Here is a 13,057-nt window from a genome sequence, read left to right as displayed (position 1 = left end):
CTCTGCGTATGCGGCATGATCGGATGCATGACGACGAGCAATGACGCTCCCCTCCGACTCGACTCGCTCGCGGTGCATGCCGGCCGCGACGACTTCGAGGCGCTGGGCGTGCACGCGACCCCCATCGACCTCTCCTCCACGTATCCGCTGCCCAGCATCGACATCGGTGGCGAGGCGTACGAGCGAGGTGCGACCGGCGGCGACCTGCACGACACCACCGCGGTCTACCAGCGCCTCTGGAACCCGACCGTCGCGCGCTTCGAGCGGGCATTCGCGGCGCTCGAGGGCGCTGAGCAGGCGGTCGCGTTCGCCTCGGGCATGGCCACCACCACGGCGGTGCTCACCGCCGCCAAGCAGCGCCGCGGCAGCCACGTGGTGGCGCTGCGGCCGCTCTACGGCGGCACCGACCACCTGCTGGCGACCGGCCTGCTCGGCACCGAGACGACGTTCGTGGATGCGGTGGAGCAGGTGGCGGCAGCGGTGCGGCCCGACACGGGGCTGGTGATCGCCGAGACTCCGGCGAACCCGACGCTCGAGCTCGTCGACCTCGCCGCGCTCGTCGCGGCGGCGGGCGACGCGCCCGTGCTGATCGACAACACCTTCGCGACCCCGGTGCTGCAGCGGCCGCTCGAGCACGGGGTGGCGCTCTCGCTGCACTCCGCGACCAAGTACATCGGCGGCCACGGCGACGTGATGGGCGGCGTCGTCGCGTGCGATGACGACTGGGCGCACGCGATCCGCCCGATCCGCGCCATCACCGGTGCCATCGCGCATCCCTTCAGCGCCTACCTCATGCACCGGGGGCTGCAGACGCTGCCGCTGCGGGTGCGGGCGCAGCAGGCGAACGCGCAGCAGGTCGCCGAGGCGCTCGCCGCGATGGCGGGCGTCGACCGCGTGCACTATCCGGGGCTCGAGGGCAGCGACCCCGGCGGCCTGGTCGGCGAGGGCCGCCAGATGGCCGGCCCCGGCTCGATGCTGGCGATCGAGCTCGGCACCCATGCGCGCGCGGCTGCCGTCGCGGAGGGCGTGCGGCTGTTCACGCACGCGGTCTCGCTCGGCAGCGTCGACTCGCTCATCCAGCAGCCCGCCTCGCTCACGCACCGCCCGGTGGCGCCGGAGGCGAAGCCGGGCGCCGGCGTGCTGCGGCTCTCGATCGGGCTCGAGCACCCCGCAGACCTGATCGCCGATCTCGAGCAGGCGATCGCGGCGGCCGGCTGACGCCGAGGTGCTCGGCTACGCCGCGCTCGCGTCGGTGACCGGCACCGCCTGGTCGGCCGACGCATCCGCTCGCCTGAACAGGGCGAAGCCGAACGCGAAGGCGACGAAGAACATCAGCACGCCGTAGACCGCGGCGGGCAGGCTGAGCTCCATCGAGCCGAGCACGCTCTGCGCGATGACGATCGCGAGCGTGGCGTTGTGGATGCCGATCTCGAACGAGGCGGCGATCGCCTGCCGGCGCTCGACGCGCAGCAGTCGCGGCACCCAGTAGCCGACCGCGAGGCTCAGCAGGCAGAACAGCACCGTGATGAGCGCCAGCTGCGCGACGTTGTCGATCAGCAACTGCCAGTTGACGATCACGGCGCCCGCGACCACGACCGCGAGGATGATGACCGAGGCGATGCGCACGGGCTTGTCGCAGCGGTCGGCGAAGCGCGGCTGGAAGCGTCGCAGCAGCATGCCCAGGATCACCGGCAGCAGCACGATCGCGAACACCTCGAGGGTCTTCGACCACTGCAGGCCGAGCTGCCCGTCGAACGGCTGGAAGTACCAGATCGCGGCGTTCGTGATCAGCGGCAGCGTGACGACGGCCACGACGGAGTTCACTGCCGTGAGCGAGATGTTCAGGGCGACGTCGCCGCGGAACAGGTGGCTGTAGAGGTTGGCGGTCGTGCCGCCCGGCGATGCTGCGAGCATCATCATGCCGACCGCCAGCACCGGCGGCAGCTGGAACAGCAGCACGAGCCCGAAGGCCAGTGCCGGCAGCAGCAGCAGCTGGCAGGCGAGCGCGATGATCACCGCCCTGGGGTGCTTCGCCACCCGCGCGAAATCCTGCACGGTGAGGCTGAGGCCGAGGCCCAGCATGATGATGCCGAGGGCGATCGGGAGCCCGATGGAGGTCAGCGCTGAGTCCATGGCGCAAAGTATGGCTCACCGTCTGCGCGCTCGGGACCACATCCACTAGGCCGCCGAGCGTGTCGCATGCGCCGCAGGCAGGCGCAGCTCGACGACGAGGCCGTGCGGCGCAGCCGGCCGCAGCGCCACCGAGCCGCCGTTGCGCGCGGCGAGCTCCGCCACGATCGCAAGGCCCAGCCCGGTGCCCGCCACGTTGTCGCGCTCGGCACCGGGTGCTCGGTAGAAGCGCTCGAACGCCTGGGCGCGCTCGTCGGCGGACATGCCGGGGCCGGTGTCCTCGACGAGCACCAGCACCAGATCGCCGTCGGCCCGCGCGCTGAGGCGGATCTCGCCGCCCTCGGGCGTGAACTTGCACGCGTTCACCAGCAGGTTCGAGAGCATCCGGCCCGCGTCGCCGCGCGAGGCGAACACCGCGTGGCCGCCCGGCTCCAGCCGGACCCGCAGCCGCCGCTGCTCGGTCACCACGCGCAGGTTCGCCGCCACCTCCTCGAACAGCTCGGCGCAGCGCACCGCCTCCTGCCGGATCTGCAGCGGCGCACCGCTCACGCCACGGCCGAGCGTCAGCAGATCCTCGACCAGCTCAGCGAGCCGCTGGCCGTTGCGGGCGATGACGCGCACCCAGGCCTGCTCGGTGCTGCTGAGCGTGCCGCCGTCCTGCAGCAGCTCGGCATAGCCGACGATGCTCGTGATGGGCGTGCGCAGCTCGTGGCTGGTGGTGACGAGGAAGTCGTCGCGCTGCCGCTCCAGCTCCGCGCGGATGGCCCTGGCCGCATCCCGCTCGACGGCAGCCTCGAGCTGCGCCTGGCGAGCGCGCAGCATGGCGGTCACGTCGAGCAGCTGCACCGCGATGCGATCGGCGACGCCGTCGATGGGATTGGCTGCGACCGTGATGGTGCGCTCGCCATGGGCGCCGACCGTGACCTGCTCCCCGGTGCGCAGCGCCGACATCGCCGCGACCCGCAGCGGTCCGGCCCAGCGCTCGCCGTCGAGCTCGTCGGCCAGCAGCCTCCTGCCCGCCCGGTTCGCCCACGTCACCCGCGTCGCCTGCGCGTCGCGCTCGGCCACCACCAGACCGATCCGGGCATCGACGACGCTGCCGGTCAGCAGCAGGTTGGCCGCGCGCACCTGCCGCGTCAGCGCGCGCAGCTCGTACTGCGCCGCAGAGAGCACGACCGCGAAGCCGGCGAACGAGATCAGCAGCGTCTCGAACATCGCCGCGCCCACGGTCATGTCGAGCCCCTCGCGACGGAAGGGGCCGCCGCCGTCGAGCGTCAGCGCGATCATGACGAGCGTGGCCAGCGCCGTCTCGGCGATGACGAACCGGATCGGGAACCGCAATGCCGCCCAGGCGACCAGCGGGAACGGCGCGAACGCGAGCGGGAGCGACGACGAGGGGTGGAAGACCACGGCGAGCACCACCGCGAGCAGCAGCACCTGCACCGCCATCTCCACCCGGCCGGCCGCCACCGGCACGGGCGGCGGCAGCGCGGCCAGCGGTGCGATCAAGCACACGGCGGCACCGTGCGAGGCGGCGGCGAACCCGACAGTCGACCAGAACTCGCCGCCCTCGAGCAGCGCGACCGTGGCTGCCGCGAGCAGACCAACCGCCAGGGCACCCGCGACGACCGCGACCGCGAAGCGGATGCCGGCCCGCACGGTGGAGAGCTCGAACCTGCGCGTCGCCGAGCCGAGCAGGGCGACGATGACGGCGACCTCGGCGGTGTTCGCGACGCCGAACGCCAGCGAGACGGCCAGCGGCCTGCCTGCGATCGCGTTCGCCACGGTGGTCACCACCAGCACCAGCACGATGGCGGCGGCGATTCGCGAGCGCGGCTGCAGCAGCACGAATGCCACCGACAGCCCTGCGGCGGGCCACCAGATGGCCACGCCCGTCTCCGCCGGCATGAAGAGCACGCCCGAGACGTCCGCCAGGAAGATCGCCACCCCGGCGATGATCCAGGCCCACCACGGCAGCACCGGCCGCGCACCCGTCGTGTGCTCCGCGTAGGGTGCGCGACCGGCATCGGTGCCGTGGTCGACGGTGCTCACAGACCAAACCGTACGCATCCGCGTCGGTTCTGCCCAACAGCCCGGCCGTGCTGCTGCGGCGGAGCGCTCAGGACGCGAGCGGCTCGAGCACGATGATGGGGGTCCGCTTCGAGCGCAGCGTCGCGTAGTCGTCCATCGACGGCCCCTCCTGGTACCGGCTCCAGTCGGTCCAGAGCCGCTGCCGCTCCGAGCCCTGTGCCTCGCGGGCGTGCACCTCGCGGTGGCCTCCGGGAAGGTCGATGGATGCGTCAGGGTGCGCCCTGAGGTTCAACCACCAGGCGGGGTGCGGCTCGGCCCAGCCGTTCATCGCCATCACGATGACGTTCGGTCCCTTCCGTCGGCTGCTGCGTCGATCGTAGGCTCGTGCACGGATGTGCGCAGTGGGGTCATCCCCCATGCGCACGGAGTGTGAGCCCACCCACCGGCCGAGACGAGGTGCCCGCGATGCGACGCCGCAGCAGCATCCGCACTGCCGCCGCGGCCGCCGCCGCGGCCGCCGTCGCAGCCGCGCTGCTGCTCGCCGGCTGCGGGCCCTCCGAGCCCGCGCCGAACGGTACCGACGGTGGCCAGCGGCCCGAGCCCGCCGCATCCGACCCTGCGTCGACCGGGCAGCGAGCCGAGCCGGGCACGCTCGACGAGCCGGCGGTGCTGGCGACCGACCTCGAGGCGCCCTGGTCGATCGCGTTCGTCGACGAGCGGACGGCGCTCGTGAGCGAGCGCGACAGCGGCACGATCCTCGAGGTCTCGGCGAGCGGCGCAGTGCGGCAGCTCGCGCAGATCGCCGGCCTCTCGCACGGCGGGGAGGGCGGCCTGCTCGGGCTCGCCATCGGCGACGGCCACCTCTACTCGTACGGCACGACGGCCGACGGCAACCGGGTGATGCGGGTCGCGCTCGCGGGCGAGCCCGGGAGCCTCGAGCTCGGGCAGCCGCAGGAGGTCATCACGGGCATCCCCGCGAGCGGCAACCACAACGGCGGCCGCATCGCCTTCGGGCCTGACGGGATGCTCTACGTCACGACCGGCGACGCCGGCGTGCCCGGCGCCGCGCAGGATCCGGGCAGCCTGGCGGGCAAGATCCTGCGGCTCGAGCCCGACGGCGCCATCCCCGCCGACAACCCCTTCCCCGGCTCGCCCGTCTACAGCCTCGGGCACCGCAATCCGCAGGGCATCGCGTGGGCGCCCGACGGCACGATGTGGGCGAGCGAGTTCGGGCAGGACACCTGGGATGAGCTCAACCGCATCGAGGCCGGCGCGAACTACGGCTGGCCGACCGTCGAGGGCATCGCGGGCGAGGCCGGCTTCACCGATCCGGTGCAGCAATGGCGGCCGGCGGAGGCGAGCCCGAGCGGCATCGCGATCGCCGACGGCAGCATCTGGATCGCGAACCTGCGCGGCGCGGTGCTGCGCGAGGTGCCGCTGCCCGAGCCGTCGTCCTCGACCGAGCACTGGCAGGCCAGATTCGGGCGGATGCGCGACGTCGCGGTCGCGCCGGACGGCTCGCTCTGGGTGCTCACCAACGCCACCGACGGCCGCGGTCAGCCCGCTGAGGGCGACGACCGCATCCTGTCGTTCACGTCGTAGCGGGTCAGAACTCCTCGTAGACCGCCGGATCCTGGCCCTTCAGCCTGCCGTCGGCGCGGCCGAGTGCCGTGATCGCCGCGACCTCGTCGCCCGTGAGCCGCAGCTCGAGCGCGCCGAGGTTCTCGCGCTGCCGCTCCTCCGAGGCCGCCTTCGGGATGGGCACGACGCCGCGCGCGATGCCCCAGGCGAGGATCACCTGGCCGGGCGTCGCCCCGTGCGCCTCGGCGATGCCGACGATCGTCGGCTCCTCCAGCACCTCGCCGCCGCGCCCCAGCGGGCTCCAGGCCTGCGTGATGATGCCGTGCTCGCGGTCGTAGACGAGCTGCTCCTCCTGCGGGAAGTACGGGTGCAGCTCGATCTGGTTCACCTCCGGCAAGACGCCGGTGTCGGCGTGCAGCCGTTCGAGGTGCTCGGGCAGGAAGTTGCAGACGCCGATCGCGCCGACCAGCCCGCGCTCCTTCGCCTCGATCAGCGCCCGCCAGGCCTCCACGTAGGTGCCCTGCCCGGGGTTCGGCCAGTGGATCAGGTAGAGGTCGAGCGATGCGAGCCCCATGCGCGCCGCGCTCTCCTCGATCGTCGCGATGGCGGCGGCGTGCTGCTGATGCCGGCCGGGCAGCTTCGAGGTCACGATCAGCTCGTCGCGCGCGGCATGGTGATGGGCGGATGCGCGCACTGCGGCCCCGACGGAGCCCTCGTTCTCGTAGTTGAAGGCCGAGTCGAGCAGCGTGTAGCCGCTGGCGATGGCCCGCTCGATGGCCGCCGTGCCGGCGTGGCCCTTGAGCTTGTAGGTGCCGAAACCGAGCACTGGCAGGGTCAGGCCGCCGTGGGCGGTGGTGGTGGGGATCATCGCGCTTCTCCTTGTGCTCGCGGCCTTCCGCTCGCGACGCTACGCGACCAGCGCGAGGTGCGCGAGCAGCGCGGCGAGCGGGCGAGGCGCCGCCACCGGGTCGAGCGCCTCGACGAGCAGGCGCGCGTAGATCGCCTTGCGGCCCGAGCGCGAGCCGAAGAAGCGCCGCAGCACCGCCTCGCGCGACCATCCGCGCTGCGCGGGCATCTGCGCGAGCCGCTCGAGCGATGCCGTCTCCCCCGCCGCCGTGATCACGGCCTGGACGCGGTCGGCGCCGAGCGCGCGGATGAGCTCGTCCTCCAGGTCGAGCGTGCAGCGGAAGAAGCCGAGCGGCTCGAGCGCGGCGGTGCGCGCCTCGGGCATGCCGGCCTGCGCGAGCCCGCCGCGCACGCGGCGCTCCTCCGGCGCGTCGTACAGCCCGGCCAGCCGTGCACCCTCACCGAGCGGCCCGTGGCGCAGCGCGAACGCGCGCGTGTTCGTGATGCCGCCCATGGCGAGAACCCGCGTGCCCTCGGCGGCGAGGTCGCGGCCGAGCAGCCTCGCGAGCGCCTCGAGCGCGATGCGATCACTGCGCCCCTCGACGAGCACGACCGTGCGCACCCTCGTCAGCCGAGCACCTCTACGGCGCATCGAATGCCGGGCGCTCGGCTCAGCCGCGCGCCGGCAGTGACCAGGACGGCATCGAGCAAACCGGCGTGCTCACGCGCTCGATCGCCGGAAGGCCCGTCGTCCAGCAGTGCGGTGGCGCGCACACTGGCGTCAACGATGATCACGGTCACCCCGCACCAGTTCGACGGCCTCGCTGAACGACAGCGACCCGCCGGCACGACCGCCGGCTCGAGCCAGCACATCTTCGAGCGTGGGCCGCGCCGACTCGGCCTCCAGCTTCGCGCGCAGGTACTCCTGCAGCGATTGCCCGGCGGCGGCGGCGGCGCCAGCACTGTGCAGAACGGGCATTCGCTCGCCGGCCCGGATCGAGATGTCGAGACGGTTCTCGGGGCTCGGCATCGGGCACACGTAGTGATCGCTGAAGGCGCACGGCGGCAGGAACGCGCGGTTGAAGTCGATGGTGACGGCGCCGGATGCGTCCGGCAGCGGCAGGCGCAGGAAGCGGAAGCGGTAGCTCCCGTCGCCGCTGGTCGCATCGGTGAACACGACCGCGAGCGCGGGGTTGCCGTCCGCGTCGATCCCGCCGGTGGTCGTGAGGCGCAGCTCGCGACCGTCGAGCTCGAAGGCGAGCGAGCCGACGTCGCTGCGCCGGGTGCGGTGTCCGTCGACCTGCTCGATCTCGAGCGTGTCCGCGCCGAGCGCTGTGCCGCCTGCGGTCCACTGCGCCTCGACCACCCACGCGGGGTCGGGCTCGTGCGCGTCGATGCGACGCAGGCTCGTGCGTCCCTCGGCGGCCGGGTCGATGCGACGCAGGGCCGGCACGCCCTCGCGCACGAAGATGCGCAGCCGCGCATCTTCGTGGTTGCGCGGCAGCTGAGCAGCGCCCTGCCCGACGCCGAGGCGCAGCTCGTCGCCGCCGACCAGCAGCACCTCGTCCTCCACGGCGGTGCCGTCGAGGCGCGTGACCGCCGCGCCCATCGGATCGGCCTCGAGCAGCCCGGCGCCGATCGCCGCCGCTCCCTCTGCTCGCCAGCGGCCTGGGATGCCCTCCAGCCGCTGCTCGGCGGCGCCGAGCCAGTGCGTCGCCGCGAGCGCCGCGATCCCGTGCGGGCCGGCGACGTCTCGCCAGCGGCGCTCCTGCCATACCTGCCAGTCGCGCGCGAACACATCCCGATCGGTCATCCGGCAGCCCCCTTCGTCGAGCCCCACGCTATCCCGGCGCTCCGTAGGATCAGGGGGTGACGTTCACCCGCACGACGATCGAGCTCGCCGCGAGCGACCCCGACCGGCTCGCGCTCGCGGGAGACGGGGAGCGCCTGACGTACGGCGACCTGCGCGAGACCAGCACGCGCATCCGCTCGGGTCTCGAGCAGCTGCTCGACGCTCGTCACCGAGAGGGCCGGCCCGCGAGCGCCAGCGACGGTGAGACCGGCGGCGTGCCGATCGTCGCCGTCTCGCTCTCCCGCGCGATCGACGTGGGCCGCTTCGTCGTCGGCATCGCCTCGTTCCGCGCCATCGTCGCGGTGATCGACCCGCTGTGGCCGCTCGAGCACCGACTGACGACCATCCGGCGAGTCGACGCGGCGATCGTGATCACCGACGATGGCGACTTCGAGGGGGCGCTGGCCGGGCTCGAGCATGGAGCCTGGCACGGCAGCGTGATCGGGCTCGAGCGCTTCGACGCGCTGGCCGCTGCCGCCCCGGTCTCGGCCGGGCCGGAGGTGCGCCCGCGCGACGAGCCCTACCTGCTGCTGTTCACGAGCGGCACGACCGATCTGCCGAAGGGCTTCCTCCGCACCCGCGGCAGCTGGGACTACAACGTCGAGGCCAGCCGCGGCCCGCTGTTCGCGAGGGCCGGTGTGCAGACGATCGCACCCGGCCCGGTCTCCTACAGCCTCACGCTCTACGCGCTCGTCGAGGCGCTTGCGACCGGCGGCTCGCTGCACCTGCAGTCGCGGTTCGACGCGACGGATGCGGTGCGCACGATCGCGCAGCACGGCATCGCGCGCTTCGTGGGCGTGCCGTCGATGCTCCTGGCGCTGGCCGCCGCGGCCCGGCGCGAGCCGCCGGGCGCCGGCAGCGCGCTCGCCTCGCTGCGCTGGGTGATCACCGGCGGCGCGAACCAGAGCCAGGCGATCCGCGAGCGCTTCGCCGAGGCCGCCCCGCAGGCGGTGCTGCGCAGCTACTACGGCGCGAGCGAGATCGGCTTCATCGGCTACAGCGACGCCGGCGACGGCACGCGCCTGACCCCGTTCGCCGGGCTCGAGGCCGAGGTGCGCGACGATGCCGGCACCCGCGTGCCCGACGGCGAGATCGGCACCCTGCACATCCGCGTCGCCTCGCAGGTCGAGCGCTACCTGACCGCGACGAGCCACGAGCGCATCACCGGCGATGACGGATGGTCGAGCGTCGGCGATCTGGCCGCGCTCGTCGATGGCGAGATCGTGCTCGCCGGCCGTGCCGGCGACATGGCGGTGACCGGAGGCCACAAGGTGTCGCTGCCGCAGGTCGAGCGGGCGCTGGCGACCGTGCCCGGCTGCGAGCAGTGCTGCGCGATCGCGCTGCCGGATGCCGCGCTCGGCTCGATCGTCGCGGTGGTGGTCGAGGGCGCGTCGGTGGTCGAGAGAGCGCCCGGCGGCGAGCCGACGGCCGCTGCGGGCGACGCGCTCAGTGTCGGCGAAATGCTCAGTGTCGGCGAAATGCTCAGTGTCGGCGAAATGCTCAGTGTCGGCGAAATGCTCGGTGCCGGCGAAATGCTCGGTGCCGGTGTCGTGCCGCCGAAGGCGGTGATGCAGCGCGAGCTGCGCCGCCTGCTGCCCGAGCAGTTCGTGCCGCGCCGCTACTACCGGGCCGATCGGCTGCCGCGCACGGCCGGTGGCAAGATCCGCCGGGTGGCCGTGGCCGAGCTGGTCGCCGCGGGCGAGGCGGAGCGGCTGTGAACGGCGCCGCCGGGCTCCCGAACGCCGGAGAGGGACGACCATGAGCAGCGCCACCGCGCACTGCGCCCGCGCCGTCATCACCGGCCTCGGCGCAGTGACCCCGAACGGCCTCGACATGCGCTCGACGTGGGACTCCGTCGTGAACGGCCGCAGCGGCATCCGCGCCTTCGACAGCGTCGATGTCAGCGATCTCGCCGTCAAGGTCGGCGGCGAGGTGCGCGGCTTCGACGCGCTCGCGCACGTGTCGCGCACCGATGCGCGCCGCCTCGACCGGCATGCGCTGTACGCGATCGCGGCGGCCGCCGAGGCGCTCGAGGGCTTCGCCACCCCCGACCCCGCGCGCTTCGCCATCACCGCCGCGACCGGCTCCGGAGCCGTCTCGCTCACACAGGATGCCGTGCGCGCCCTCGACGCCCAGGGCCCGCGCCGGGTGCCGCCGGGGGTCGTGCTCTACGGCGGAGCCGACGGCGCCGCCGCCTACCTCAGCCAGCGCTACGGCGCGCGCGGCGCGAGCGCCGGCACCTCCGCCACCTGCGCGAGCGGCACCGTCGGCCTCGGCGACGCCCTCCGCACGATCCGGCACGGGTATGCGGATGCGGTGCTCGTCGTGGGCGCGGAGGACTGCCTCAACCGCGTCAACCTGGGCGTCAACGCGACGCTGGGCTCGCTCGCCGCAGGGTTCGCCGACGAGCCCGCACGGGCATCCCGCCCCTTCGACCGCGCGCGCAGCGGCTTCGTCATGTCGGCCGGCGCCGTGGCGGTGCTGGTCGAGTCGGAGGCGCACGCGCGCCGCCGCGGCGCGGACGTGCTGGGCGAGCTGGCCGGCTACGGCGTCACCTCCGACGCGTTCCATGCGACCGCTCCGCGTCCCGACGGCAGCGGCGCGGCGGCCGCGATGCAGGCGGCGCTCGACGACGCGCGGCTTTCCCCCGCCGACGTCGGCCACGTGAACGCGCACGGTACCGGCACGCCGCTCAACGACGCGATGGAGACGCGTGCGCTCGAGACGGTCTTCGGCTCATCGCTCGCGGCGGTGCCCGTCACCTCGACGAAGTCGACCACCGGCCACCTGCTCGGCGCCGCCGGCACGCTCGAGGCGGCGCTGTCGCTCATGGCGCTGCGCGAGCAGGTCATTCCGCCGACGATCAACCTCGACGACCTGGAGTTCCCGCAGCTCGACGTGGTCGCGCACGAGGCGCGCGAGACGGGCACCGGCGGCACGGCACGGCTTCGCACGGTGCTCTCGAACTCGTTCGGCTTCGGCGGCCACAACGCCGCCATCGTGCTGCGCGCGCTCTGACGCATTCGTCGCGCGCGCCGCCCGTCCCGAATCGAGGATCGATTCGGAGATCGTCACGAATCGAGGACGCATCGTCCTCTGTTCAGGACATCTCCTCTTCTCGTGACGCGCTCCAGCGCCAGACGGCGGGCCAAACCTTCCACCTGGCCCCTACCGCGCGATATCGCGCAGTTATATCGTCACCGCATGGCGAATATCCTCGTGCGAGCGGTCCCTGAGCCCGATGCTGCGCGGATCGCGGCGCTCGCGGCGCGTGCCGGCGTCTCACAGGCCGAATACCTGCGTCGGGTGATCCATGAAGCGGCACAGCGCGACGCTCCCTGCATGCGGGAGCTCGCCGGTTCAGCGACCGGCATGTTCCCGCCCGACATCCTGAGCACCCTGGATGAGGAGTGGGCGACGTGAACGTCGTCGACGCGAACGTGGTGGTCGGATTCCTCGACAGCACGAACGCGAATCATGCGCGGGCCGTCGAGCTCCTCGGAGCGCGCGAGAGCGAACCGCTCGTGATGCACGAGGTGACGATGGCCGAAGTGCTGGCTGGGCCGGCGCAGGTCGACCGAGCGGCAGCCGAGCGGGTCTGGACGAGCATGCTGCAGATGGGCATCCGGCAGGCAGCAACTGCCGCGTCTCCGCTCGATGTTGCGCAGCTGCGCGCCTCGACGGGACTGCCGATACCCGACTGCCTCGTCATCCTGACGGCCGGCAAGCCCGCGACCGGCCACCCGATCCTGACCTTCGACGAATGGCTCGCCGCCAAGGCGCGCGCGCTCGGCTACTCCGTGGCGCCCTGACCGGCAGCGTCAGAACGCCGCCGGCACCCCCAGCTCCTGCAGCCGCTCGCGCACGTGCTCGCTCGTGATCGCGCGCACGAGCGCAGCGATCTCCGGCGAGTCCGCGTTGTCGGAGCGGCTCACGAGCGCCACCTCGAAGGCCTCATCCTGCTCGACCGCGAGCCCGTCGAGCTCGGGCGTCAGCCCGAGCTGCCGAGCGAACGACGGCAGGTTGAACACCGCATCCGCCTCGTCGTACGCGGTGTTGAGCTGCAGCAGGTCGACCGCGGTGATCTCGAGCCCGCGCGGGTTCTCGGTCACGTCGGTCAGCCGGGCCTGGTAGCGCTCCACGGCCGGGTCGAGGGTGATGAGCCCCTCGTCGGCGAGCATCTGCAGCGCGCGGGCGCCGTTCGACTTGTCATTGGGGATCACGACGCTGCCGCCCTCCGGCAGCTCGTCGAGCTGCGTGAGCGTCTTCGAGTAGAAGGCGACGACGGTCGCGTAGACCGGCTGCACGACCACGAGGTCGGCGTCGTTGCCGGCGTTGAACTCCTCCATGAAGCCCTCGAACTGCACGACGTTGGCGTCGATCTCGCCGTGCTGCAGCAGGATGTTCGGCTGCACGTAGTCGTTCACCGGCACCAGCTCGACCTCGTAGCCCTCCTCGATCACCTCGGCGGCGGCCTCGACCGCATCCGTCATCGGCGTGACGGTCGCCGCGACGCGAATGGTGACGGTGTCGGATGCGGCTTCGCCGGCGGGCGCCGCGCAGGCGCCGAGCGCGAGGGCGAGGCCTGCCGCTGCCAGGGCGAGGAGGGGGCGGGCG

General features: G+C 73.0%; 14 protein-coding genes. 6 read left to right on the top strand and 8 right to left on the bottom strand.

Annotated features, from left to right (window positions below):
- Window positions 1-27 precede the first annotated feature (27 nt).
- Complete coding sequence (locus tag J1M46_RS02595) at window positions 28-1,218, top strand: trans-sulfuration enzyme family protein (RefSeq protein WP_206446399.1); 1,191 nt, start codon at window positions 28-30, stop codon at window positions 1,216-1,218.
- Between the two features lie 15 nt (window positions 1,219-1,233).
- Here the strand turns inward: J1M46_RS02595 and J1M46_RS02590 are convergent, their stop codons facing one another.
- The 3 genes from J1M46_RS02590 to J1M46_RS02580 all read right to left on the bottom strand — a co-directional run bounded on the left by J1M46_RS02590 (window position 1,234) and on the right by J1M46_RS02580 (window position 4,579).
- The gene (locus J1M46_RS02590) at window positions 1,234-2,133 is read right to left on the bottom strand and encodes a bile acid:sodium symporter family protein (RefSeq protein WP_206446398.1); all 900 of its coding nucleotides are present in this window, start codon (window positions 2,131-2,133) and stop codon (window positions 1,234-1,236) included.
- Window positions 2,134-2,178: 45 nt separating this feature from the next.
- Window positions 2,179-4,182, bottom strand: coding sequence for an ATP-binding protein (locus J1M46_RS02585; protein ID WP_206446397.1), 2,004 nt, complete (start codon window positions 4,180-4,182; stop codon window positions 2,179-2,181).
- 67 nt (window positions 4,183-4,249) lie between these two features.
- Window positions 4,250-4,579 (bottom strand): nitroreductase/quinone reductase family protein, encoded by a 330-nt coding sequence (locus tag J1M46_RS02580; protein WP_274606903.1) that lies wholly within the window; start codon window positions 4,577-4,579, stop codon window positions 4,250-4,252.
- A gap of 47 nt (window positions 4,580-4,626) precedes the next feature.
- On the opposite strand from J1M46_RS02580, the gene J1M46_RS02575 reads away from it, so the two are divergent.
- Window positions 4,627-5,763 (top strand): PQQ-dependent sugar dehydrogenase, encoded by a 1,137-nt coding sequence (locus J1M46_RS02575; protein ID WP_206446395.1) that lies wholly within the window; start codon window positions 4,627-4,629, stop codon window positions 5,761-5,763.
- Window positions 5,764-5,767: 4 nt separating this feature from the next.
- On the opposite strand, the gene J1M46_RS02570 is transcribed toward J1M46_RS02575, so the two are convergent.
- Genes J1M46_RS02570 through J1M46_RS02555 form a run of 4 tightly spaced genes read right to left on the bottom strand, consistent with a single transcriptional unit; the run spans window position 5,768 to window position 8,401 of the window.
- Window positions 5,768-6,610, bottom strand: coding sequence for an aldo/keto reductase (locus tag J1M46_RS02570; protein ID WP_206446394.1), 843 nt, complete (start codon window positions 6,608-6,610; stop codon window positions 5,768-5,770).
- 39 nt (window positions 6,611-6,649) lie between these two features.
- Window positions 6,650-7,210, bottom strand: coding sequence for a TOPRIM nucleotidyl transferase/hydrolase domain-containing protein (locus J1M46_RS02565; protein ID WP_342384238.1), 561 nt, complete (start codon window positions 7,208-7,210; stop codon window positions 6,650-6,652).
- A 5-nt stretch (window positions 7,211-7,215) separates the two neighbouring features.
- A complete protein-coding gene (locus J1M46_RS02560) occupies window positions 7,216-7,383 on the bottom strand; it encodes a hypothetical protein (RefSeq protein ID WP_206446392.1) in 168 nt (55 codons plus the stop codon).
- Window positions 7,370-8,401 carry a DUF1684 domain-containing protein gene (locus J1M46_RS02555; protein ID WP_206446391.1) on the bottom strand — a complete coding sequence of 344 codons (1,032 nt, stop codon included), beginning with the start codon at window positions 8,399-8,401 and terminating at the stop codon, window positions 7,370-7,372. Before J1M46_RS02555 ends, J1M46_RS02560 begins: the two co-directional genes overlap by 14 nt.
- 56 nt (window positions 8,402-8,457) lie before the next feature.
- On the opposite strand from J1M46_RS02555, the gene J1M46_RS02550 reads away from it, so the two are divergent.
- From J1M46_RS02550 to J1M46_RS02535, 4 genes are all read left to right on the top strand, one after another.
- Complete coding sequence (locus J1M46_RS02550) at window positions 8,458-10,158, top strand: AMP-binding protein (RefSeq protein WP_206446390.1); 1,701 nt, start codon at window positions 8,458-8,460, stop codon at window positions 10,156-10,158.
- A gap of 40 nt (window positions 10,159-10,198) precedes the next feature.
- A complete protein-coding gene (locus J1M46_RS02545; protein WP_206446389.1) occupies window positions 10,199-11,458 on the top strand; it encodes a beta-ketoacyl-[acyl-carrier-protein] synthase family protein in 1,260 nt (419 codons plus the stop codon).
- Window positions 11,459-11,644: 186 nt separating this feature from the next.
- Window positions 11,645-11,863 carry a ribbon-helix-helix protein, CopG family gene (locus tag J1M46_RS02540; RefSeq protein WP_206446388.1) on the top strand — a complete coding sequence of 73 codons (219 nt, stop codon included), beginning with the start codon at window positions 11,645-11,647 and terminating at the stop codon, window positions 11,861-11,863.
- Window positions 11,860-12,252, top strand: a complete 393-nt coding sequence (locus tag J1M46_RS02535) for a PIN domain-containing protein (protein ID WP_206446387.1) — start codon at window positions 11,860-11,862, stop codon at window positions 12,250-12,252. The genes J1M46_RS02540 and J1M46_RS02535 overlap by 4 nt, the downstream gene beginning before the upstream one ends.
- 9 nt (window positions 12,253-12,261) lie before the next feature.
- Here the strand turns inward: J1M46_RS02535 and J1M46_RS02530 are convergent.
- Window positions 12,262-13,057, bottom strand: a 796-nt coding sequence (locus tag J1M46_RS02530) for a MetQ/NlpA family ABC transporter substrate-binding protein (protein WP_342384237.1), incomplete at its 5' end; no start/stop codon positions are given.

This window comes from Agrococcus sp. KRD186, from assembly GCF_017168255.1.
Classification (GTDB): domain Bacteria; phylum Actinomycetota; class Actinomycetes; order Actinomycetales; family Microbacteriaceae; genus Agrococcus.
The sequence above is the reverse complement of the archived record's forward strand: the minus strand, read 5'-3'. Positions and strand labels throughout refer to the sequence as shown.

Coding starts and splice junctions, on each gene's coding strand:
- J1M46_RS02570 (WP_206446394.1), bottom strand. CDS start 6,610: ATGATCCCCACCACCACCGCCCACGGCGGCCTGACCCTGCCAGTGCTC.
- J1M46_RS02590 (WP_206446398.1), bottom strand. CDS start 2,133: ATGGACTCAGCGCTGACCTCCATCGGGCTCCCGATCGCCCTCGGCATC.
- J1M46_RS02555 (WP_206446391.1), bottom strand. CDS start 8,401: ATGACCGATCGGGATGTGTTCGCGCGCGACTGGCAGGTATGGCAGGAG.
- J1M46_RS02575 (WP_206446395.1), top strand. CDS start 4,627: ATGCGACGCCGCAGCAGCATCCGCACTGCCGCCGCGGCCGCCGCCGCG.
- J1M46_RS02540 (WP_206446388.1), top strand. CDS start 11,645: ATGGCGAATATCCTCGTGCGAGCGGTCCCTGAGCCCGATGCTGCGCGG.
- J1M46_RS02595 (WP_206446399.1), top strand. CDS start 28: ATGACGACGAGCAATGACGCTCCCCTCCGACTCGACTCGCTCGCGGTG.
- J1M46_RS02545 (WP_206446389.1), top strand. CDS start 10,199: ATGAGCAGCGCCACCGCGCACTGCGCCCGCGCCGTCATCACCGGCCTC.
- J1M46_RS02580 (WP_274606903.1), bottom strand. CDS start 4,579: ATGGGGGATGACCCCACTGCGCACATCCGTGCACGAGCCTACGATCGA.